Annotated in this window: 23 protein-coding genes; 7 read left to right on the forward strand and 16 right to left on the reverse strand. The window is 65.8% G+C overall.

Going from position 1 to position 19,861, the window contains the following annotated elements; genetic code table 11:
* Positions 1-8: 8 nt before the first annotated feature.
* The 4 genes from KW843_RS14890 (at position 9) to KW843_RS14905 (ending at position 3,936) form a co-directional block, all read left to right on the forward strand.
* A complete protein-coding gene (locus tag KW843_RS14890; RefSeq protein ID WP_218295935.1) occupies positions 9-701 on the forward strand; it encodes a bifunctional 2-polyprenyl-6-hydroxyphenol methylase/3-demethylubiquinol 3-O-methyltransferase UbiG in 693 nt (230 codons plus the stop codon).
* Positions 702-1,003: 302 nt separating this feature from the next.
* Positions 1,004-1,945 (forward strand): RNA polymerase sigma factor RpoH, encoded by a 942-nt coding sequence (gene rpoH / locus KW843_RS14895; RefSeq protein WP_218295936.1) that lies wholly within the window; start codon positions 1,004-1,006, stop codon positions 1,943-1,945.
* A 114-nt stretch (positions 1,946-2,059) separates the two neighbouring features.
* Complete coding sequence (locus KW843_RS14900; RefSeq protein ID WP_218295937.1) at positions 2,060-3,082, forward strand: tripartite tricarboxylate transporter substrate binding protein; 1,023 nt, start codon at positions 2,060-2,062, stop codon at positions 3,080-3,082.
* A 125-nt stretch (positions 3,083-3,207) separates the two neighbouring features.
* Positions 3,208-3,936: a Crp/Fnr family transcriptional regulator gene (locus KW843_RS14905; protein ID WP_218295938.1), complete on the forward strand. Its 729-nt coding sequence runs from the start codon at positions 3,208-3,210 to the stop codon at positions 3,934-3,936.
* Positions 3,937-3,954: 18 nt separating this feature from the next.
* Here the strand turns inward: KW843_RS14905 and KW843_RS14910 are convergent, their stop codons facing one another.
* The 6 genes from KW843_RS14910 to KW843_RS14935 all read right to left on the reverse strand — a co-directional run bounded on the left by KW843_RS14910 (position 3,955) and on the right by KW843_RS14935 (position 10,217).
* The gene (locus KW843_RS14910) at positions 3,955-5,673 is read right to left on the reverse strand and encodes a bifunctional diguanylate cyclase/phosphodiesterase (protein ID WP_255591030.1); all 1,719 of its coding nucleotides are present in this window, start codon (positions 5,671-5,673) and stop codon (positions 3,955-3,957) included.
* A gap of 382 nt (positions 5,674-6,055) precedes the next feature.
* The gene (locus tag KW843_RS14915; RefSeq protein ID WP_218295940.1) at positions 6,056-6,673 is read right to left on the reverse strand and encodes an SCO family protein; all 618 of its coding nucleotides are present in this window, start codon (positions 6,671-6,673) and stop codon (positions 6,056-6,058) included.
* 8 nt (positions 6,674-6,681) lie between these two features.
* Complete coding sequence (gene cyoE, locus KW843_RS14920; RefSeq protein WP_218295941.1) at positions 6,682-7,584, reverse strand: heme o synthase; 903 nt, start codon at positions 7,582-7,584, stop codon at positions 6,682-6,684.
* Positions 7,581-8,759, reverse strand: a complete 1,179-nt coding sequence (locus KW843_RS14925) for a heme A synthase (RefSeq protein ID WP_218295942.1) — start codon at positions 8,757-8,759, stop codon at positions 7,581-7,583. Before KW843_RS14925 ends, cyoE begins: the two co-directional genes overlap by 4 nt.
* Complete coding sequence (locus KW843_RS14930; protein WP_218295943.1) at positions 8,759-9,502, reverse strand: hypothetical protein; 744 nt, start codon at positions 9,500-9,502, stop codon at positions 8,759-8,761. Before KW843_RS14930 ends, KW843_RS14925 begins: the two co-directional genes overlap by 1 nt.
* Positions 9,444-10,217, reverse strand: a complete 774-nt coding sequence (locus KW843_RS14935) for an SURF1 family protein (RefSeq protein ID WP_218295944.1) — start codon at positions 10,215-10,217, stop codon at positions 9,444-9,446. Before KW843_RS14935 ends, KW843_RS14930 begins: the two co-directional genes overlap by 59 nt.
* Positions 10,218-10,232: 15 nt before the next feature.
* Between KW843_RS14935 and KW843_RS14940 the strand changes: the two genes are divergently transcribed.
* Positions 10,233-10,454 (forward strand): twin transmembrane helix small protein, encoded by a 222-nt coding sequence (locus tag KW843_RS14940; RefSeq protein ID WP_218295945.1) that lies wholly within the window; start codon positions 10,233-10,235, stop codon positions 10,452-10,454.
* Between the two features lie 115 nt (positions 10,455-10,569).
* Here the strand turns inward: KW843_RS14940 and KW843_RS14945 are convergent, their stop codons facing one another.
* The 8 genes from KW843_RS14945 to KW843_RS14980 all read right to left on the reverse strand — a co-directional run bounded on the left by KW843_RS14945 (position 10,570) and on the right by KW843_RS14980 (position 16,938).
* Positions 10,570-11,451, reverse strand: a complete 882-nt coding sequence (locus KW843_RS14945) for a cytochrome c oxidase subunit 3 (RefSeq protein ID WP_218295946.1) — start codon at positions 11,449-11,451, stop codon at positions 10,570-10,572.
* A 68-nt stretch (positions 11,452-11,519) separates the two neighbouring features.
* Positions 11,520-11,744, reverse strand: a complete 225-nt coding sequence (locus tag KW843_RS14950; protein ID WP_218295947.1) for a DUF2970 domain-containing protein — start codon at positions 11,742-11,744, stop codon at positions 11,520-11,522.
* A complete protein-coding gene (locus KW843_RS14955; RefSeq protein WP_218295948.1) occupies positions 11,741-12,376 on the reverse strand; it encodes a cytochrome c oxidase assembly protein in 636 nt (211 codons plus the stop codon). The genes KW843_RS14950 and KW843_RS14955 overlap by 4 nt, the downstream gene beginning before the upstream one ends.
* A 13-nt stretch (positions 12,377-12,389) precedes the next feature.
* Complete coding sequence (locus KW843_RS14960) at positions 12,390-12,500, reverse strand: cytochrome oxidase small assembly protein (RefSeq protein ID WP_218296306.1); 111 nt, start codon at positions 12,498-12,500, stop codon at positions 12,390-12,392.
* Between the two features lie 11 nt (positions 12,501-12,511).
* Positions 12,512-14,146, reverse strand: coding sequence for a cytochrome c oxidase subunit I (ctaD, locus tag KW843_RS14965; protein ID WP_218295949.1), 1,635 nt, complete (start codon positions 14,144-14,146; stop codon positions 12,512-12,514).
* A gap of 30 nt (positions 14,147-14,176) precedes the next feature.
* Entirely contained in the window at positions 14,177-15,346 is a 1,170-nt protein-coding gene (gene coxB, locus KW843_RS14970) for a cytochrome c oxidase subunit II (protein ID WP_218295950.1), read from the reverse strand.
* Positions 15,347-15,405: 59 nt separating this feature from the next.
* Complete coding sequence (locus tag KW843_RS14975; RefSeq protein WP_218295951.1) at positions 15,406-15,882, reverse strand: DUF2244 domain-containing protein; 477 nt, start codon at positions 15,880-15,882, stop codon at positions 15,406-15,408.
* A 153-nt stretch (positions 15,883-16,035) separates the two neighbouring features.
* Positions 16,036-16,938, reverse strand: coding sequence for a class I SAM-dependent methyltransferase (locus tag KW843_RS14980; RefSeq protein ID WP_218295952.1), 903 nt, complete (start codon positions 16,936-16,938; stop codon positions 16,036-16,038).
* Positions 16,939-16,964: 26 nt separating this feature from the next.
* Between KW843_RS14980 and KW843_RS14985 the strand changes: the two genes are divergently transcribed.
* A complete protein-coding gene (locus tag KW843_RS14985) occupies positions 16,965-17,687 on the forward strand; it encodes a ComF family protein (protein ID WP_218295953.1) in 723 nt (240 codons plus the stop codon).
* A 62-nt stretch (positions 17,688-17,749) separates the two neighbouring features.
* Positions 17,750-18,277 (forward strand): tRNA (cytidine(34)-2'-O)-methyltransferase, encoded by a 528-nt coding sequence (locus KW843_RS14990; protein ID WP_218295954.1) that lies wholly within the window; start codon positions 17,750-17,752, stop codon positions 18,275-18,277.
* Between the two features lie 84 nt (positions 18,278-18,361).
* On the opposite strand, the gene KW843_RS14995 is transcribed toward KW843_RS14990, so the two are convergent.
* Together KW843_RS14995 and KW843_RS15000 are read right to left on the reverse strand one after the other, a co-directional pair.
* Positions 18,362-19,303 (reverse strand): LysR family transcriptional regulator, encoded by a 942-nt coding sequence (locus KW843_RS14995; RefSeq protein ID WP_218295955.1) that lies wholly within the window; start codon positions 19,301-19,303, stop codon positions 18,362-18,364.
* Positions 19,304-19,335: 32 nt separating this feature from the next.
* Positions 19,336-19,800 (reverse strand): MaoC family dehydratase, encoded by a 465-nt coding sequence (locus KW843_RS15000; RefSeq protein WP_094291360.1) that lies wholly within the window; start codon positions 19,798-19,800, stop codon positions 19,336-19,338.
* Between the last annotated feature and the right edge of the window lie 61 nt (positions 19,801-19,861).

A 19,861-nucleotide genomic window follows, 5' to 3' on the forward strand; every position in this document is an offset into this window, starting at 1 on the left:
AGTAAATTTTGAATATTGAAAAAGCGAAGCAACTGGTCGCTTCTGTGAAGCACTGGCATCATGCTTTTGAAATCTATCCAGGTCTTTTCACACCTGGAACCTATGATCCACGTTTTCTGCTCAATGACATTTCCTTCCCCCCAGATCTTCGAGGTCAGCGGGTACTTGACATCGGCCCTTCAGACGGATTTTTCTCTCTCGCAGCTCACAGACTGGGTGCTGAAGTTGTCGCCATTGACTATCGGAGCAAAGATGCCCATGGATTTGGAGTGATGGAAGAAATCTCGGGGCGAGATTTCCAATACCACCGTGCCAATGTCTATGACCTGAATGTCAAAGAGCTGGGGACATTTGATCACGTACTTTTTCTCGGTGTCCTGTACCATTTACCAGATATGGTGAAGGCACTTGGAATTGTTCGATCCCTTTGCCACGGGGTGATGTACCTCGAAAGCCATGCGGCAAATGATCTGCCCACGAACGAAGCCCAGGCTCGCTATTACCGCAGCAATACCCTTGCGGCAGATATCACCAATTTTTGGTCGCCCAATCCCGCATGCATACATGATATGGCGTTTGATAGCGCCTTTGATCTCGTCTCTCATAGAACATGGAGCGACCGTTACTTCGGCCGTTTCACGATCAATGAGGAACCGGTGCGCAAACGAAAGCTCCAACTGGGCTACGGGCTGCTCCAATAGTCTCGACCGCTCGCCGAAGTCATCCGCACATCCACCTCATGAAAGACCAAAAAGGTTGTTCACCTTCACCTGCTCCTCAGTACGGGCAGGCGCGGGTTTTGGCGGTCCTTGGCATTCCTGGACTGGGTTCATCGCAAGCCCAGGGGGATTGACGCCACCACTACTGTCGATGTGACAGAAATCGGCAACCACGACCGTCGAGAAAGGTGCCTCCCACCCCGAACAACCGGAGGGGAACTCCGGGCTTAGCACTCACTCATAGAGAGTGCTAACATCATGGCTTAGAGGAAAGGATTCCCGGAATGAACATTCAATCTGGAACCGCGACGACGACTTTGGCGCCCGCCAACCCCTGGGCGCTGGTGCCCCCGCTGGGCAATCTGGATGCCTACATTTCCGCTGTCAACCGCCTGCCGCTGCTCACCCACGAAGAAGAGCAGACGTACGCACGCCAGCTCAAGGACCACAACGACCTGGACGCCGCCGGACGGCTGGTGATGTCGCACCTGCGCCTCGTGGTGTCGATTGCGCGCCAGTACCTGGGCTACGGCCTGCCGCATGGCGACCTGATCCAGGAAGGCAACGTCGGCCTGATGAAGGCCGTGAAGCGTTTCGACCCCGACCAGGGCGTGCGCCTCGTGAGCTATGCCATGCACTGGATCAAGGCCGAGATCCACGAATACATCCTGAAGAACTGGCGCATGGTCAAGGTCGCGACGACCAAGGCCCAGCGCAAGCTGTTCTTCAACCTGCGCTCGATGAAGCAGGGTTTCAAGGCCGATGCTTCCGCCGCGGATGCCGCGACGCACCGGGACACGCTGTCCGAGCAGGAAATCGACACCGTGGCCGCGCAGCTCAACGTGAAGCGTGAAGAAGTCATCGAGATGGAAACCCGCATGTCCGGTGGTGACGTGCTGCTCGACCCTGCACCTTCGGACGATGGCGAACAGGCGTTTGGCCCCATTGCCTTCCTGGCCGATGCCTCGCATGAGCCCACCGCCATGATCGAATCACGCCAGCGCGATGCGCTCGCCACCGATGGCATCGCCACGGCGCTGGACAGCCTGGACGCGCGCAGCCGCCGCATCGTGGAAGAGCGCTGGCTCAAGGTCAACGACGACGGCACGGGCGGCATGACGCTGCATGAACTGGCCGCGGTCTATGGCGTGAGCGCCGAGCGCATCCGCCAGATCGAGGTGGCCGCCATGAAGAAGATGAAGAAGGCGCTGGCCGAGTACGCCTGAATGCCCGCGGGGGCGCGTTAATATCCCGCTTCTGCAGAAGTTGCCTCGAGGGGCCCCAGTTCTGGGGCCCCTTGTCGTTATGGCCCCGAACTTTTTTTGGAGGAGACCCACCCCATGTCACGCCCCGTTTCCCGCCGCGCATCGCTGCTGATCGCCCTGGCCGCCGCATCCCCCTGGGCACTCGCCCAGAACACCGCCAGGCCTTCGGCCCCCGCCGCGGCCGCGCAGGCCTGGCCGAACAAGCCGCTGAAGATCATCGTGGGCTTTCCGGCCGGCACCTCGCCCGACCTCACCGCGCGCGCTTTCTCGGAACCCCTGTCCAAGGCCCTGGGCCAGCCGGTGATCGTGGAAAACAAGGTGGGGGCAGGCGGCAACATCGGCGCCGACGCGGTGGCCAAGGCGCGTGATGACCACACCATCGGCCTGATGATCAACGGCAACATGACCATCGCCAAGATGATCAACCCTGCCGTGCCCTACGATCCGCTCAAGGACCTGGCGCCGCTCAGCCTCATCGGCACGTCGCCCCTGGTGCTGACCGCGCCCGTCACGCAGCCGGGCGTACCCGCCAACAGCGACGCGCGCGACTTCTTCGTGGCGGCGCGCAACGGCGGCGACAAATGGAGCTATGGCACACCAGGCGTGGGCACCGTGGGCCACATCGGCACCGAGCTGCTGAAGTCGCGCAGCAACATCAACCCCGTGCACGTCCCGTATCCGGGCTACCCGCAAGTCGCCAATGCCATGCTGGGCGGCCAGCTGCAGATGGCGCTGCTGCCCCCGGCGCTCGCCCAGGCCCAGGTGCGCGCCGGCAAGCTGCGCGCCATCGGCGTCACCTCGGCGGGCCGCAGCCCGCTGGCACCCGACATCCCGAGCCTGTCGGAAGCCGGTATCCGGGGCTTCAACCTGGAAATCTGGAATGCGTTTGCCGCGCCGGCCACGATGCCCAAGCCACTGCAGGCCAAGCTGGCCGCCGTGATCAGCGAGATCGCCCGCAGCGAAGACATGCGCAACAAGCTCTTTCAGCAGGGATGGCAGGTGGCAGGCACCTCGCCCGAGGGGCTGGCCAACCGCATCAAGGCCGACACCAGCCTGCTGGGCGGCGTGATTGCGATGCGCGGGATCAAGGCGGAGTAGAGTCCCACAGGCCATCGGCGGGCGGCATACATTTTGTTGCAGCGCGCCATGAACCCGGGTAAGGTCCATGGATCCTGCCCGGGTTTTTTGTTCCGGGCCCTGCCGCCCCGGAACCCCACGCCCGCATGCCCCATCGCCGTACCACCCCATCCCTGCCTTCCGGTGGCGGGTGCTGCCTCTGCGCAGGACAGCAGCAGTGCCTGCTGGGCCGGCAAGACGAAAAACGGCGCGCTGGCTGGAAGCCCCTTCTGGTGGAGCGTCCGGTGCGCAAGGGCGAGCTGCTGTTGCGGCAGGGGCAATCGGGGCAGAAGACGTTCAAGATCGTCAAGACCGGCATCGTCGTGGTGCTGTGCAGCGGCGAGGACGGCGTGGAGCGGCCGATCGGCCTGTTCGGCGCCGGGCAGCCCCTGGGCTCGACGGCGCTCGTGCAGGAACCGGCCGCCGTGTCCTGCCGGGCGCTGACCGCGGGGCGCATCTGCGAGGTGCCCGTGGAAGCGGTCCTCCAGCAGGGGCTGCTGGATTCCGAGTTGCTGCGGGGGCTTGCGCAAAGCTACGCCCACACGAACGCCCGCCTGGCCGACTGGGCACGCATCGCCCGCATCCGTGGGGTGACGGGGCAGCTGGCGGCCACCCTGCTCCAGCTGGCCAACCTGCAGCGCAGCTCCCTGGTGCGGCTGCCCAGCCACCAGGTGCTGGCCGATCTTCTCTCCACCACCCGGGAAACCATTGCGCGCACGCTGCGCCAGCTCGCGCTGCGCCATGGGCTGGTGCGCCGCGACCGCTGGCACTGTGAAATCCAGCGCGATGTCCTGATCGGGCTGGCGGGCGGCCCGGCGCAACAAGCCGGCACCTAGCCTCCGCGCGCGCAGCCCTTACAGAACGGCGGAATCCTCGCTCGCCCGTTGCGCCAGCAGAAGCTGCGCGACGTGGGCTGGCGCCACCGCCCGGGAGTACAGCCACCCCTGGTAGGCATCGCAGCCGTACTGCGCCAGCAGGCCCAGCTGTTCCGCAGTTTCGACCCCTTCGGCCACGACGTGCAAGCCCAGTGTCTTGGCCAGCACGATGATGGCCTGCACGAGGACCGCATCGCCGTTGCTGTGCAGCAGAGGGTGGATGAACTCGCGATCGATCTTGATCCGGGAGACCGGCAAGTGCTTCAGGTACGCCAGGGATGAATGGCCCGTGCCGAAGTCGTCCAGGGCGATGCACACGCCCAGCGCCTGCAGGCGGCACAGCACATCGCGGGCCTGCGCGGGGTCCGCCATGGCCTCGGATTCGGTCACCTCGATCTCCAGCAGGTCGGGCCGCGCGCCATGAAGGGCCAGGCTGCGTTCGATCTGCTCCACCAGGTCGGTCTGGCGCAGCTGCTGCGCGGACAGGTTGATCGCCACGCGCAGCGGCAGGCCCGCCCGGTCCCATTCGGCGATCTGCTGGCACGCCGTGCCGATCACCCACGCACCCACGGCAAGGATCAGGCCCGTCGCCTCCGCCACGGGAATGAAACGGGCCGGGGGAACCTCGCCCAGCTGGGGATCGGTCCACCGCAGCAACGCCTCCACCGCCTGGATGCGGCCGCTGCCCACCTCCACCTGCGGCTGGTAGTGCAGATGGAGCCCGCCGTAGGCCAGGGCCAGCTTGAGGCGCTCGTGCAGTTGCAGCTTCTCCGCCATGCGGGCGCCCAGCGGCGGCTCGTAGAACGCGTAGTTCGCGCGGCCGGACTCCTTGGCGTGGTACATCGCCATGTCGGCATAGCGCATGAGAGTGGGCGCATCCTGCGCGTCCCGCGGGTACACGGCAATTCCCAGGCTCGCGCCGAAATCGAGTTCAAAGCCATGCATCTGAAAGGGCTGGCACAGCGCCGCGAGGACCTGGGCGGCCACCTGTTCCACGTCGCGGACCTGCGCGATCTGCGGCAGCAGCACGGTGAATTCGTCCCCGCCCAGCCGTGCCAGCGTATCGTCGCCGCGCAGGACACTCTTGAGCCTGCGCGCCACTTCCACAAGCACCCGGTCCCCCGCGGCGTGTCCATAGCCGTCGTTGACGGCCTTGAAGTCGTCCAGGTCCAGCACCAGCAGCGCAAAGGAATGGCCGCCAAGCGCCGCTTCGGCAATGGCCTGCTCCAGCCGCTGGCCGAACTGCCAGCGGTTGACCAGGCCGGTCAGGGTGTCGTGCGTGGCCTGGAAGTGCATCTGGGCCTGCAGCCTGCGCACCTCCGAGATGTCGCGCACGAAGGCCACGGCCGTGCCGCCCTGCGCGTCGGTGTAGCCCAGGGCGATATCCACCGGCACGGACCGGCCGTCCTTGCGGGCGATCCACAGATCCCGCCCCATCCCCATGGGCCGGCGCGACGGCGACTGGAAGTAGCTGTCCAGATGGCGTCCATGCGCTTCCCGCAAGGCGGGCTGCAGCAGGAGGCTGACGGGGCTGCCGCACAGCTCATCGGCCGCATAGCCGGAGATGGACTCCATGGCCGCGTTGGCCATGACGATGCGGCCGCCGCGGTCCACCAGCAGGATGCCATCGGGGGCCGCGTTCGTGGCGGCCAGGATCAGCGCGCCCTCGTCGGCCGGTGAAAGGGGTGCCGCGGCCATCACCCCAGGTCCTTCTTCATCCTTCATCGCGTCGGGCCCGGCCAGGCCCGTCCCCGCCGCCCCGCCACAATGGCAGGCAGCTGCGCCGGGTGGCGTCTACGTACAAGCGCATCGATGCCAGATTCCTTTGAAAAATGGATGTCACCAGAGCACCTTGCCGCGCACGGGGGCAAGGCGCATCGCATGGAGCCATCCGCCAGCGGCGGCACAGGCCCTGGGGCCACTCTAGAGAATCACGCGGGCATTGGCATCCAGATGGCCCCGACCAGGGCCTGCAACTTGCCGCGAATGTGACGTATGTCGCGTTCCTGCCCCCCGGCGTGAGGCAAATCCACGACAAAAAGCCGGAGCAGGCGCCAGCAGCGCCCGGCGGCACATCCGGTCAGCCTGCTTCCGCCAGCAGCGCCTTCACGTCGGACGCCAGGGCCTGCGCTCCGCTGCCATAGCGGTTGTAGACGCGCAAGCGCCCTGCCGGGTCATAGACATAGCTGCCCGCCGAATGGTCCATGGTGTAGCTGGTGGGTGTCTTGCCGTCGACCTTCTTGTAGTAGATCTTGAAGTCCTTGGCGACGGCTGCCAGCTGCTCGGGCGAGCCGTACAGCGCCAGGAAGCTGGGGTCGAAGTTGGCCATGTAGGCCTTGAGCACCTCCGGCGTGTCGCGCTCGGGATCCACCGTCACGAAGATGCCCTGCAGGCGGTCGCCGTCCTTGCCCAGCATCTTCTTGACCTCGGCCAGCTCCTGCATGGAAGTGGGACACACGTCGGGACATTGCGTGAAGCCGAAGAAGACCACCACCACCTTGCCCGCGAAGTCCTTGATGTGGCGCGCCTGGCCGTTGTGGTCGGTCAAGGGGATGTCGCGGGCATAGTCCGCGCCGGTGATGTCCACGCCGCGAAACTCTGCCTTTTTCTCGGAACAGGCACTGAAAATGCCCGCAGCGCTTATGGACAAAGCGGCAAAAGCTATCGTTTTAAGAGCACTTCTTTTGAGCATGGGCATGGTCGGGTTCACAGCACGTAATGGTCCACCAGGAGGGCTGCAAACAGAGCGCTCAGGTGAATGAGGGAAAAGCGGAAGGTCTTGCGCGCCAGCGCGTCCGAGTAGTTGCGCCACAGCGCGAAGCCGTAGCCGCAAAAGCCTGCGCTCAGCACCACGGCGGCGGCCAGGTAGATCCACGAACTCATGCCGTAGACGAAGGGCATCAGGCAGCCCGCGAACAGGATCAGGGTGTACAGGAATACCTGCAGGCGGGTGAACTCGTTGCCATGCGTCACCGGCAGCATGGGCAGGCCGGACTTGCGGTAGTCCTCCACCCGGTACAGGGCCAGCGCCCAGAAGTGGGGAGGCGTCCACAGGAAGATGATGAGGAACAGGATGAGCGCTTCCGGTCCCACATCGTTCGTCATGGCCGCCCAGCCCAGCACGGGGGGCATGGCGCCGGACGCGCCGCCAATCACGATGTTTTGCGGCGTGAGGGGCTTGAGGATCACCGTGTAGACGACCGCATAGCCCACGAAGGTGGCGAACGTGAGCCACATCGTGAGCGGGTTCACCCAGAAATACAGCAGCGCGGACCCCGCCGCGCACAGCACGGCCGAGAACAGCAGCGTCTGCGCGTTGGACAGTTCTCCCTTGGCCGTGGGGCGCCAGGCGGTGCGCTTCATCTTGGCGTCGATGCCCTGCTCCACGATGCAGTTGAAAGCGGCTGCCGCGCCGGCCACCAGCCACACGCCCGCGCAGGCCAGGGCCATCAGCCCCAGCTGCGGTGCGGAAGGAAGCCCAGGCACGGCCAGCACCATGCCGATGAGTGCACAAAAGACGATGAGCTGGACCACACGGGGCTTGGTCAGCGCATAGAACTGCGACAGGCGCGAGGGCGGGGAAACAACGGCGGGGGCAGCAGCACTCATGCGGACACTCTCGATGCGCCCGATGGCGCGGAAAACTCTTGGGGCGCGGATGCCGCGCGGCTGGACACCAGGGCCCAGGTCAATACCACCACCAGCGCCGCGGCGCCGCCGGTGTGCAGCACGGCGGCCACCAGCGGCCAGTCCAGAACCACGTTGGACAGGCCCGTGGCCAGCTGCAGCAGCGCAAGCCCCGCCAGCCAGCGGCACTGGGCGGGCAACACGTGCGCCCGCCGAAGGCCCCACCACACGATGCCCAACGCTGCGAGCACTGCATAGGCCATCAACCGGTGCGCATAGTGGATGGCCGTGAGGCCCGCGAAGCTGATGTGGCTGCCATCCTGCAGCATGCCCAGCGCGCGCCAGACCTGGAAACCCTGGCCAAAGTCCATCTCGGGCCACCAGCTCCCCTGGCAGGTGGGAAAGGTGGTGCACGCCAGCACCGCGTAGTTGGTGCTGACCCATCCGCCCAGCACCACTTGCAGGGCCACGAGCACGCTGGTGGCGACCAGGCCCCAGCGCAGCCCCGTCGAGAGGCGCACGGGCGTGCGGCCCTGGGCGCGGTGGGTATGGCGAACCGCCTGCACGCACAGCAGCGCCAGCAGCACCAGCCCCCCGATGAGGTGCAGCGTGACGATGGCTGGAAACAGCTTCATCGTCACCGTCAAGGCGCCAAAGGCCCCCTGCAGGCAGACCCAGAACAGCGTGAAGGTGGGCCACCACGGGCTGACGGGAGGCCCCTCGCCCCCGTCGCGGCGGGCCTTGCGGTGCTGCACCCAGGCCGACACGGTGAGCACGATGATGAGCACGCCCACGCCGGTGGCCAGGTAGCGGTGGATCATCTCGACCCAGGCCTTGCCATGGGTCACGGGGCCGGTGGGCATGGCCTGCTGGGCGGCGGAGATCTCGGTGTGCGCGCCCACGGGGCTGGCGCTGCCGTAGCAGCCGGGCCAGTCAGGACAGCCCAGGCCCGAATCGGTCAGGCGCGTGAAGGCGCCGAACAGCACCAGGTCGAAGGTCAGGAACAGGGTGAGCACGGTCAGCGCCTGCAGGCGCCGCATGGGAGAGCTGCCACGGTTGCGCAGACCGACCCAGGCCAGGGGGCCGAGCGCTATCAGCACGCCCAGCAGCATGAGCCGGGCGATGGGCGCCAGATCGTAGAGCGGCTGGGCGTCCATCACGGCTTTCCGGGGCGTCCGGCTTCATCCCAGGAAGACGACGCGCGCAACAGGCGTTCAAGATCCCGCTTGGCCTTGGCCGCGCCGGCCGTGTCCATCGCCGCAGGAAACCGCATCATCCAGTTGCCCATCGGGTCCACGACATACAGGTGCTCGGCGGACCGATGGCCTTCGGCGGGGGCCAGCCAGGCGCCCAGCGCGGCGCCGTCCACCCGCAGCACCGTCGCCTTCTGCAGGGCGGGCGCGAGCTCGGCCGGCACGCTGGCGGCATCATTCACCAGCCAGACCCAGTCCACCCGGTCTTTTTCCTTGCCCAGGCTTTCACGCAGCTGGCGCTGCAGGTACAGGTGCTTCTGGCAGTCCGCGTCGCAGGCACCGCCCGCCACGCTGACCAGGAGCCACTGCCCCTTCAGAGACGCCAGCGAGACGGCATTGCCGTCCAGCGACGTGGCGTCGACCTGCGGCATGGTGCGCTGGGGGTCGATCAGTTCGCCGTAGTTGCGGCGGCCCTCGGGGCGAACCACGTAGTAGGTGAAATACGAGGCGATAACCGGGGCCGCGCAGATGAGCAGGACGCCGAACATCTTCCATCGCCCATGGCGGGCACGCTGGGCCGTGGCCACGGCGCCGTCCGCCGGGGGCAGCGTGTGCACGGTGAGGCCCAGAGGGTGGTCCCCATGGGCCTCAGGCGGCAGGCTGGCTGCGCGGGCGAATGAAGCGTCGGACGATTTGGAACCAGACATAGAGAAGTGCAATCAGGCCGCAGAGCCCGAACCATTGAAATGCGTAACCGTAATGCTTGTCGACGCCCGCGCCGACCACGGGCCAGTCGCGTTGCAGCCCCTCGCCTGCTTCGCCCGCCTGCAACACCGTGAGGTTGGCGAGCGCAAGACCGGTTTCGGTGCGGAACGCTGCCAGGTCGAGATTTTGCCGGATGCGGGAAGACCCCTGTGCGCTATCGGCCCCCTGGAAGTCATACAGGCGCGAAGGCGGGAGCGCCACGCGGCCCTGCACGCGCACCACCTGGTCCTGCACGGTCTGCACCCGCGGCAGCTGCGTGCGATCCTGGAAGTTGCGAGCGGCCCAGCCACGCTGCACCAGCACCACCGCGCCGCTGCCTTCGGCCAGCTGCAGCGGTGTCAGCACGAAAAACCCGGGGCGGCCGTGCATCTGGCGGTTGTCAAGGTACACGGTGTGCTCCGGCAGCCACCGGCCTTCCAGCACCACGGCACGGTGCACGAGCGCTGCCGCATCCGGCTGCGCCGCGGCCGCGAGCAGCGTTCTGGCGTCGACGGCGGGCATGCGGCCACGCTCCTCCAGCCTGGCTTGCAGGGCCTCCTTCTCCGCGGCGCGCGACAGCTGCCAGCGGCCGAGCGAGGCCGTGGCCAGCATGCCGGCCACCGCAGCAAGGGTGATCAGCCAGAAACGCAGGCCCAGGGGACGACGTGACACTGTCACAGGATAATGTTCTCCATGAAATACCTCGTAGTGGTGGCGTTCATCGCCATTCTGGCCAGCCTGGCCTCCGCCCTGTTCTTCATGATGCGCAATGGCCGCAACGACAAGGCCAAGGGCAGCCACATGGCCAAGGCACTCGCGGTGCGCGTGGGGCTCTCCATCGTGCTCTTCCTGTGCATCCTGGTGGCGTGGAAGCTGGGCTACATCCAGCCCACCGGCCTGCCGGCCTCCCGTTGACCGGGGCCATGAAGCGGCAGTGGCCCAAGCCCCCGCATACCCCCTTCTCATCCCGCCCTGGCCCTGCCAACAAAAAAAGCGCCGCGAGGCGCTTTTTTGTTGGCAGCGTGCCTGGTTACATCCAGTAGACCAGCACGTACAGGCCCAGCCACACCACGTCCACGAAGTGCCAGTACCACGCGGCGCCTTCGAAGCCGAAGTGCTTGTCCGCGGTGAAATGCCCCTTCTGCAGGCGCAGCGTGATCACCAGCAGCATCAGCATGCCCAGGAACACGTGAAAACCGTGGAAACCCGTGAGCATGAAGAACGTGGAGCCGAACACGCCGGAGCTGAGCTTGAGGTTCAGGTCGGTGTAGAGATGGAAGTACTCGTAGCCTTGCACCAGCAGGAACACGAAGCCCAGCAGCACCGTGGCCCACATGAAGCCGATGGTCTTGCCACGGTGGTTTTCGCGCAATGCATGGTGGGCAATGGTCAGCGTCACGCCCGACGTCAGCAGCAGCGCCGTGTTGATGGTGGGCAGCCAGAAGGGGCCCACGGTCTGGAAGGGTTCGACGATGCCGGCCGGCGAGGCGGCGGCACCGGCGGCAAGGCTGGGCCAGACCGCCTTGAAATCGGGCCACAGCAGCGCGTTGTCCAGGCTGCCCAGAGCGGGCACCGAGTGCGAACGCGCCCACCACAGTGCCGTGAAGAACGCGCCGAAGAACATCACTTCCGAGAAGATGAACCAGCTCATGCTCCAGCGGTACGACAGGTCGATCTTGTGGCCGTACAGGCCGCCTTCGCTCTCGCGCACCGCATCGCCGAACCACTGGTACAGCGTGAACAGCCACCACACCAGGCCCAGTGCCAGGGAATACTTGCCCCAGTCGTGGCCATTGATCCACTGGCCCGCGCCCAGAATGACGAAGAACAGACCGGTTGCCGCCATCACCGGATGACGCGACTCTGCGGGTACATAGTAGTACGGGGTTCCGCCGTGGGTTGATGCACTCATTTCAGCTCCTGACTCTCAAAATCTTTGTTTTCGGCTTTGTTGTTGCGGATACGGTTCCAGCAACCCATTCACACGACCCAGTTCACCAACACGATCAGGCCGATCACCAGCAGAAAGACGGCCACCAGCCCCACCACGATGATATGCAGCGGGTTGAGCTTTTCGACATCCTGCTGGTACTCGCTGCCCTTGCGCAGACCTATCAGCGACCAGGCCACCGCCCGCACCGTGCGCAGCAGCGATCCCTTGCGCTCGTGGGGCTTCACCACCGGCTGCTCCACTGGCGTATTCATGAACCCGCTCCCGCCGCTGGAGAGACCAGGGGCGCGGACAGGCCCACGGCGGCAGTGGACTGCGGTGCTGCCGGCGTCTTGCCACCCACCTCGAAGAACGTGTAGGACAGCGTGATGGTCGTCACGTCCTTGGAAATACGCGGATCAATCACAAATGCCACGGGCCATTCCTTTTTTTCTCCAGGCTCCAGCGTGTACTGGTTGAAGCAAAAGCACTCCAGCTTGTTGAAGTGCGCCGCGGCCTGGCGCGGTGCATAGCTCGGTATGGCTTGCGCAGCCATGCGGCGGTTCTGCACGTTCTGGAACTCGTACATCACGGTCGTCAGCTCGCCCGGGTGCACCTGCACCGAACGCTGGGCGGGCTTGAAATCCCACGGGCCGCGCGCGTTGGCGTCGAACTCCACCGTGATCGTGCGGGTCTTGTCCACCTGCGTGTTGCCCGGTACCTTGACATCCTTGCCGGCCACGCCGTTGCCGGGCACCTGCCGCTCGGACAGCGACAGGATGTTGATGCCCGTCATCTCGCAGATGTGCTTGTAGATGGGGATCAGCACATAGCCGAAAGCGAACATGCCGGCCGCGATCACGACCAGCTTGCCGACCATCTTGGCGTTTTCGCGGTGCAGGCTCATGGCAGGTGCGGGCTCAGCGGGACAGCAGAACGACCTTGACCATGAACCCGACGAAGAACACCACCGCGACGGACGCCAGGATCAGCGCCATCCGCAGGTTGCTCTTTTTCTGTTCGGGTGTCATGGGCATGGTGTTCAGCCGATCACGCGGGTGGCCGTGGCGTCCAGCTTGGGGGGATTCTCGAACGTATGGAAAGGTGCTGGCGACGGGACTTCCCATTCCAGGCCTTCGGCGCCGTCCCAGGGCTTGGCCGCAGCCTTCTCGCCCTTGCCGCGCATGGCGGGGATGATCACCGCCACGAAGAAGTACACCTGCGCGAGACCGAAGCCCAGCGCGCCCACCGAAGCGATGGCGTTGAAGTCGGCGAACTGCATCGGGTAGTCGGCATAACGGCGTGGCATGCCGGCCAGGCCCAGGAAGTGCATCGGGAAGAAGGTGATGTTGAAGAAGATCAGCGAGGACCAGAAGTGGATCTGGCCGCGCGTTTCGGAATACATCACGCCGGTCCACTTGGGCAGCCAGTAGTACACGCCCGCGAACATCGAGAACAGCGAGCCGGCCACCAGCACGTAGTGGAAGTGGGCCACCACGTAGTAGGTGTCCTGCAGCTGGATGTCGATGGGCGCCATGGCCAGGATCAGGCCGGTGAAGCCACCCATGGTGAACACGAAGATGAAGCCCACGGCGAACAGCATGGGGGTCTCGAACGTCATGGAGCCGCGCCACATGGTGGCGATCCAGTTGAAGATCTTCACGGCCGTGGGCACGGAGATCAGCATGGTGGCGTACATGAAGAACAGCTGGCCCGTCACGGGCATGCCGGTCGTGAACATGTGGTGTGCCCACACGATGAACGACAGGATGGCGATGGAGGAGGTCGCGTACACCATGGAGGCGTAGCCGAAGAGCTTCTTGCGTGCGAACGCGGGCACGATCTGGCTGATGATGCCGAAGGCCGGCAAGATCATGATGTACACCTCGGGGTGGCCGAAGAACCAGAAGATGTGCTGGTACATCACCGGGTCACCGCCGCCGGCGGGGTTGAAGAAGCTGGTGCCGAAGTGGCGGTCCGTCAGCGTCATGGTGATGGCGCCAGCCAGCACGGGCATCACGGCGATCAGCAGGTAGGCGGTGATCAGCCAAGTCCAGGCGAACATGGGCATCTTCATCAGCGTCATGCCGGGCGCGCGCATGTTCAGGATGGTCACGATGATGTTGATCGAGCCCATGATGGACGAGGCACCCAGGATGTGCATCGCGAAGATGCCGGCGTCCATGGAGGGGCCCATCTGCAGCGTCAGCGGCGCGTACAGCGTCCAGCCGGCGGCGGGTGCGCCACCGGGCATGAAGAACGAGCTCACCAGCATGATGGCCGCGGGGATCATCAGCCAGAAGCTGAAGTTGTTCATGCGCGCGAAGGCCATGTCGGATGCGCCGATCTGCAGCGGGATCATCCAGTTCGCGAAGCCCACGAAGGCCGGCATGATGGCGCCGAACACCATGATGAGGCCGTGCATGGTGGTGAGCTGGTTGAACAGCTCGGGGTTCACCAGCTGCAGGCCGGGCTGGAACAGCTCGGCGCGGATCAGCAGTGCCAGGACGCCGCCGACCATCAGCATGGCGAAGGCGAACAGCAGGTACAGGGTGCCGATGTCCTTGTGGTTGGTGGCGAACACCCAGCGGCGCCAGCCGGTGGGGCCGTGGTGGTGGTCGTGGCCGTCGTGTGCGTGATCGCCCGCGTGCCCGTGATTGTCGAGAACTGCGCTCATTTTGGATTCCTCAATACGATAGGGCGATGATTACTTGCCACGCTGGGCCACGATTTCAGCAGGCTGCACCAGCTGGCCGGTCTTGTTGGACCAGGAGTTCTTCGTGTAGCTCACCACTGCGGCGATGTCGGTATCGCTCAGCTGAGCCCATGCAGGCATCGCGCCATTGGCCGCGCCCTTGAGCACGACCTGGATCTGCTTGGCATGGTCCGCATCCAGCACGATGGCCGAGCCGTCCAGCGGCTTGATGGGACCGGCGCCCTTGCCGTTGGCCTGGTGGCAGGCCGCGCAGTTGGCCGCATACACCTTCTCGCCGCGCTTCATGATGTCGTCCAGGGTCCACACCTTGGTGGGGTCGTCCAGCTTGGCCGCGGCCTTCTTCTTTTGCTCGCCCACCCAGGCGGTGTAGTCCTCGGCGGACACGACCTTCACGTGGATGGGCATGTAGGCGTGTTCCTTGCCGCACAGTTCGGCGCACTGGCCATAGTAGTCACCGATCTTCTCGGCGCGGAACCAGGTGTCGCGCACGAAGCCGGGGATCGCGTCCTGCTTGATGCCGAAGGCGGGCACCATGAAGGCATGGATCACGTCGTTGGCGGTGGTGATGATGCGGACCTTCTTGCCCACGGGCACCACCATCGGATTGTCCACCTTCAGCAGGTAGTTGGCAGGGGCATCCTTGACGTTGCCGCTGTCGGACATCACGCGGTGGCTGCTGTCCAGCGTGGAGATGAAGGCCAGGCCCTCGCCTTCGCCGGTGATGTAGTCGTAGCCCCACTTCCACTGGTAGCCCGTGGTCTTGATGGTGAGGTCGGCATTGGTCGTGTCCTTCTGGGCCACCAGCACCTTCGTGGCGGGCAGGGCCATCAGGATCACGATGATGAACGGAACAATGGTCCACACCACTTCCACCGTCACGGACTCATGGAAATTGGCCGATTTGGCGCCCTTGGAACGGCGGTGCTTCCAGATCGAGTAGAACATCACGGAGAACACTGCAACAAAGATCACCGTGCAGATGATCAGCATCATCCAGTGCAGAAAATGCTGCTCTTCTGCGATCTTGGTGACGGGCGGCGCCAGGTTCAGCTGGTTGACTGCGGGGCCGCCAGGCAGGTCCTGAACGGCATGGGCTGCGGAACCCACCCATGCACCGGCAATCAGCAGCAGAGAAGCCAGCTTGTTGGAAATGCTCTTCATAGTTCTCACTTACTTCTAAGCCTCAATTTAACCAATCCCTTTCGCGCGCCTGCGTGGGGTCAGGCGGCGCGCAAGGCCATGCGGATCTCCGATGCCAGGACCGGCCGAAGCTCGGGGCGCACGTAGCGCCCCACTTCGACCGAACGGCCCTGCGCAGACAGCATGATCAGCGAACGGTCTCCGGTCTTGGGTTCTACGCGAACCCGGCTCCGGTCAAACTCGGCACGCTCCAGCTTGCCTGCTGTCTCCAGTTCCACCACGAGGCGCGAGCCCTGCAGTGAAATCCTCTCGCCATCCGCCGCATGGCGACCGTACATGGCGAATGCAATTCCTACAGCCACGATTTCGAGCCATGCGAAGGGCATGACCAGACGGGCACCGAGCATCCAGAAGAAAGCCGCGATACCCAGCGACACCAGGCACAGCGACAGGTACGTCCAACCCAGTTGCGCCGGCGTGACCGAGCAATTGCGAACGAGACGCCAGTCGATGCGCTGACCCGACACCGTGGCAAAACGAAAAACCAAGCCCGTCACCAGAAGTGCTCACAAGACTGCCGGCTGAAAGGTGCCTGCCATGCGTTGCCGCGACAGGCGCAGCCTGCAAGGTTGCGCGGGAAGATGCCCGAAATCTCAATAACCCGGAATTGTAGCGTGCCTTGTTCCATGTCATTGACACGGAGTTACAGACTAGCTCTCCTTGCCGCCCTGTCGCAGCATGGTGCGCATGTCCTGCAGCGACACGGCGCTGCTGGGGCTCACGCGCACGCGCGGCGCGGGCTTGAACGCATGCCCGTAGATGATCTCGAAGGTCAGCGCCAGTTGCCCTGCGTTGCCAGGGTCCGCCAGCCGGTGCGCCAGCGCTTCGTACAGCCGCTCGCGCCAGCGCCGCCCGCGCAGCGCGCCAAAACGCGCGGGGTGCAGGTTGCAGCCCAGTTCCTGCAACTCCCGCACCAGCCGCTGCGGGGTGGCGAAGGTCAGCGTGATGCGCTCCATGTCCATCACAGGCTCGGCAAAGCCCGCGTGCACCAGCATGTCCCCCCAGTCGTGCATGTCCGTGAACGCATGCCCGGCAGGAGGCCAGCCCAGCTCGGCGTACACCGCATGCAGCTCGCGCAGCGTGTCGGGGCCCAGGCACGAGAACATCAGGTAGCCATCCACGGCCAGGGCACGGTGCCATTGCGCGATCAGCGCCTGCGGGTCCGCTGCCGTGTGCAGCGCCATGTTGGCCCAGAGCATCTGCACGCTCGCATCCGCCGGCGCACCCAGCTGCGGGTTGCCGGCGCCCCAGCGGGCGGGACTCCACCAGGGCCTGGCCAGGGCCTGCCGCGCCACCTCCTGGCAATGCGCGGCCGTCTCGTAGATCTGGCAGCGTGCCTTGGGAAAGCGTGCGCTCACCAGCGTATGTGCGTGCAGCCCTCCGCGCACCGCATCCCAATGGCACCACGATTCGGGAGCCTGGCGGATCCACTGCAGGCGGTCCTCCATGCGGCGCGCCACCTCCTCATGGAGCCAGGGGGACAACGCAGGGGCCGCCGCATGCCAGCGGGCCGCAGCAACGGGATCAATGGTGGGGGGACGCTCGGAGGGCATGGCAGGACGGGCGAGTATATTGATTCATGCTTTTCACGGGCTTGCTAGGGATTTCGCGCCCTCTTCGCACCTGGGCGGACAAGGTGCCCAGCCAGTGCGCCGTCTGCCATGCATGGCCGTCGCAGCGGATCTGCAATGCCTGCGCGGCGCGCTTTGCCCAGCCCGCCACACGCTGCCAGCGCTGCGCCCTGCGGGTCCCCCCGGGGGTCGCCGTCTGCGGCGCCTGCGTGCACAGCCCGCCCAGCTTCGATGCCTGCGTGGCCGCCGTGGACTACGCCTACCCATGGGCCGACGCGCTCGCGCACTTCAAGTTCCGGGGTGACCCCGGGTGGGCCAGGGCCCTGGCCACGCTGATGCGCAGCACGCCCTGGATGGAACCGGCCCTGGACGCGGCGGACCGCGTGCTGCCGATACCGCTGTCGGCCGAGCGCCTGCGCGAGCGGGGATTCAACCAGTCCGCGCTCCTTGCAAGGCATCTGGCAGGCCCCAGGAGCGACACCCGGACCCTGCTGCGCCTGCACGCCAGCGAGGCACAGAGCGGACTGCCGCGGGCGCAGCGCCTGCGCAACCTGCGGGGTGCGTTTGCCATCGAGCCCGCGCATGCGGCGGCCCTGCGGGGCCAGCGCGTGGTGCTGGTCGACGATGTGATGACCACGGGCGCCACGATGCAGGCCGCCACGCTGGCACTGCGCGAGGCGGGCGTGGCGCATGTCACCTGCGCAGTCCTCGCGCGCACGGGGCTGGACTAGCGGGATACTTTTGATTACGAGCGGTTGCTCAACTCACACGCCGGGCGATGACAATAGCCAGCATGTTCCATATCGTCCTCGTCGAACCCGAGATCCCGCCCAACACCGGGAATGTGATTCGCCTGGCGGCCAACACCGGGTGCACCCTGCACCTGGTCGAGCCCCTGGGGTTCACGATGGAGGACAGGCAGATGCGGCGTGCGGGGCTCGACTACCACGAGTACGCCCAGGTGCAGATCCACCCCGGCTGGACCGCCTTCCTGCGCGATGCCCAGCCCGACCCCTCCCGCATGTTCGCCATGACGACCCACGGCTCCCAGCCGGTGCACTCCACCTGTTTCCTGCCGGGCGACTGGCTGGTGTTTGGCGCCGAGACGCGGGGGCTTCCACCCGAGCTGCGCGACAGCTTCCCACCCGCGCAGCGCCTGCGGCTGCCGATGGTGGCGGGCCAGCGCAGCCTGAACCTGTCCAACGCCGTGGCGGTGACGGTGTTCGAGGCCTGGCGCCAGAACAGTTTTGCGATGCCCGATGGCGAGATCACCGTCGAGCCAGAAGGCACCATCATCAGCGGATTCGCCCAGCTGGGCTGACGCAGGCCGTTCATCGCCGCCTGCGGCCGGCCGGGGGAACATGACCCGGCCACCAGAGCGGAAACCGCCGCCCCAGCCAGCCCGCTAGCCTGCCTGCCCGCGCTGTTCGGCCATGGCCAGGGGCACCTGCTCGCTCAGGAAGTCCAGGAACACCTTGGTGCGCGCGGGCAGCATGCGGCCCGAGGGCAGCGCGGCATAGATGGTGTAGCGCGAAAAGATCCACGCGGGCAGGATGTGCACCAGCTCTCCGCGGGCCAGGTGTTCTTCGGCCAGCAGGCGCGACGTGACCGCCACCCCCGCGCCGTCCACCGCCGCGCGCAGCAGCAGCTCGGTGCTGACGGACTGCAGCACCGCCGGCATGTCGATTTCCTGGGCCGGCAGATTGCCGGAGAGGGATTGCAGGCGCAGCTTGCGGCCAGGCCCCGTCTGGGAACGGGCGGCCATGCCCGAGTCGCGCAGGTAGTCGTGCTGCAGCAGGTCCTGCGGCTCGCGCGGAATACCCTTGCGCTCCAGGTAGTCGGGCGACGCCACCACGATGGCCTCGCCCTTCAGCAGCGGGCGCGCCACGATGTTGGCGTCGAAGTCCTCTCCCGCCACCATGATGGTCACATCGTATTCGTCCACCCGCGCCGAGGCATAGGCGTCCAGGTCGATGTCGAGCAGCAGCTTGGGGAACTCCGCATGCCACAGCGCCACCATGGGCGCCAGGAAGTTGGTGGCCAGCACCGGGGCCGCGACGATGCGGATGGTGCCGCGCAGGTCGCGCGTGTTCGCGGCGGCGGCCGCCTCGGCGTCATCGATCTCGTGCAGGATGGTGCGCACACGCTGCAGGTAGGCATCGCCCGCATCGGTGAGGGCCAGCTTGCGGGTGGTGCGCTGCAGCAGGCGCGTGCCCAGGTGCTGCTCCAGTTCGGCCACCATGCGGGTGACCACGGGGGGCGACATGTCCATGGCCCGGGCGGCGGCGGCAAAGCCGCCCTCCTCCACCACGCGCTCGAACACCTTCATGGCTTGCAGGCGGTCCATGGGTCAGACCTCCTGCCCGCGAGCGGCCAGGCTCAGGCGGGTGCCCCGAAATTTCTCGCAAGCGATTCGGCCACGCACACGGGTTTGTCGCTGCCCTCGCGTTCCACGGTCACCAGCCACGTCATCTGCATGCCATCGGGCGCCACCGGCTCGGCCGCCTGCAGCGTGAGGCGCGCGCGCAGGCGGCTTCCCACCGGCACCGGCGCGGTGAAGCGCACCTTGTTGAGCCCGTAGTTCACGCCCATGCGCGCCCCCTCGATGGTCAGGCCCGCCTCGAAGAACTGCGGAATCAGCGACAGCGTGAGAAACCCGTGGGCAATGGGCGCGCCAAACGGCCCCGCTTTCGCACGCTCGGGGTCCACGTGGATCCACTGGTGGTCGCCCGTGGCCTGGGCGAACAGGTTGACCTGTTCCTGCGTGATGGTGATCCAGTCGGTCACGGCGACCTCCTGGCCCACGCAGGCGCTGACTTCGGAGTAGGAGCGAAAGATTTTCATCACCCCAATGTAGCGCCGCAGCCGTGCGCGCCTTGTCTGGCACGGGACACCGTGCGCCCAT

It is taken from the genome of Acidovorax sp. sif1233, from assembly GCF_019218755.1.
Lineage (GTDB): Bacteria > Pseudomonadota > Gammaproteobacteria > Burkholderiales > Burkholderiaceae_C > Acidovorax.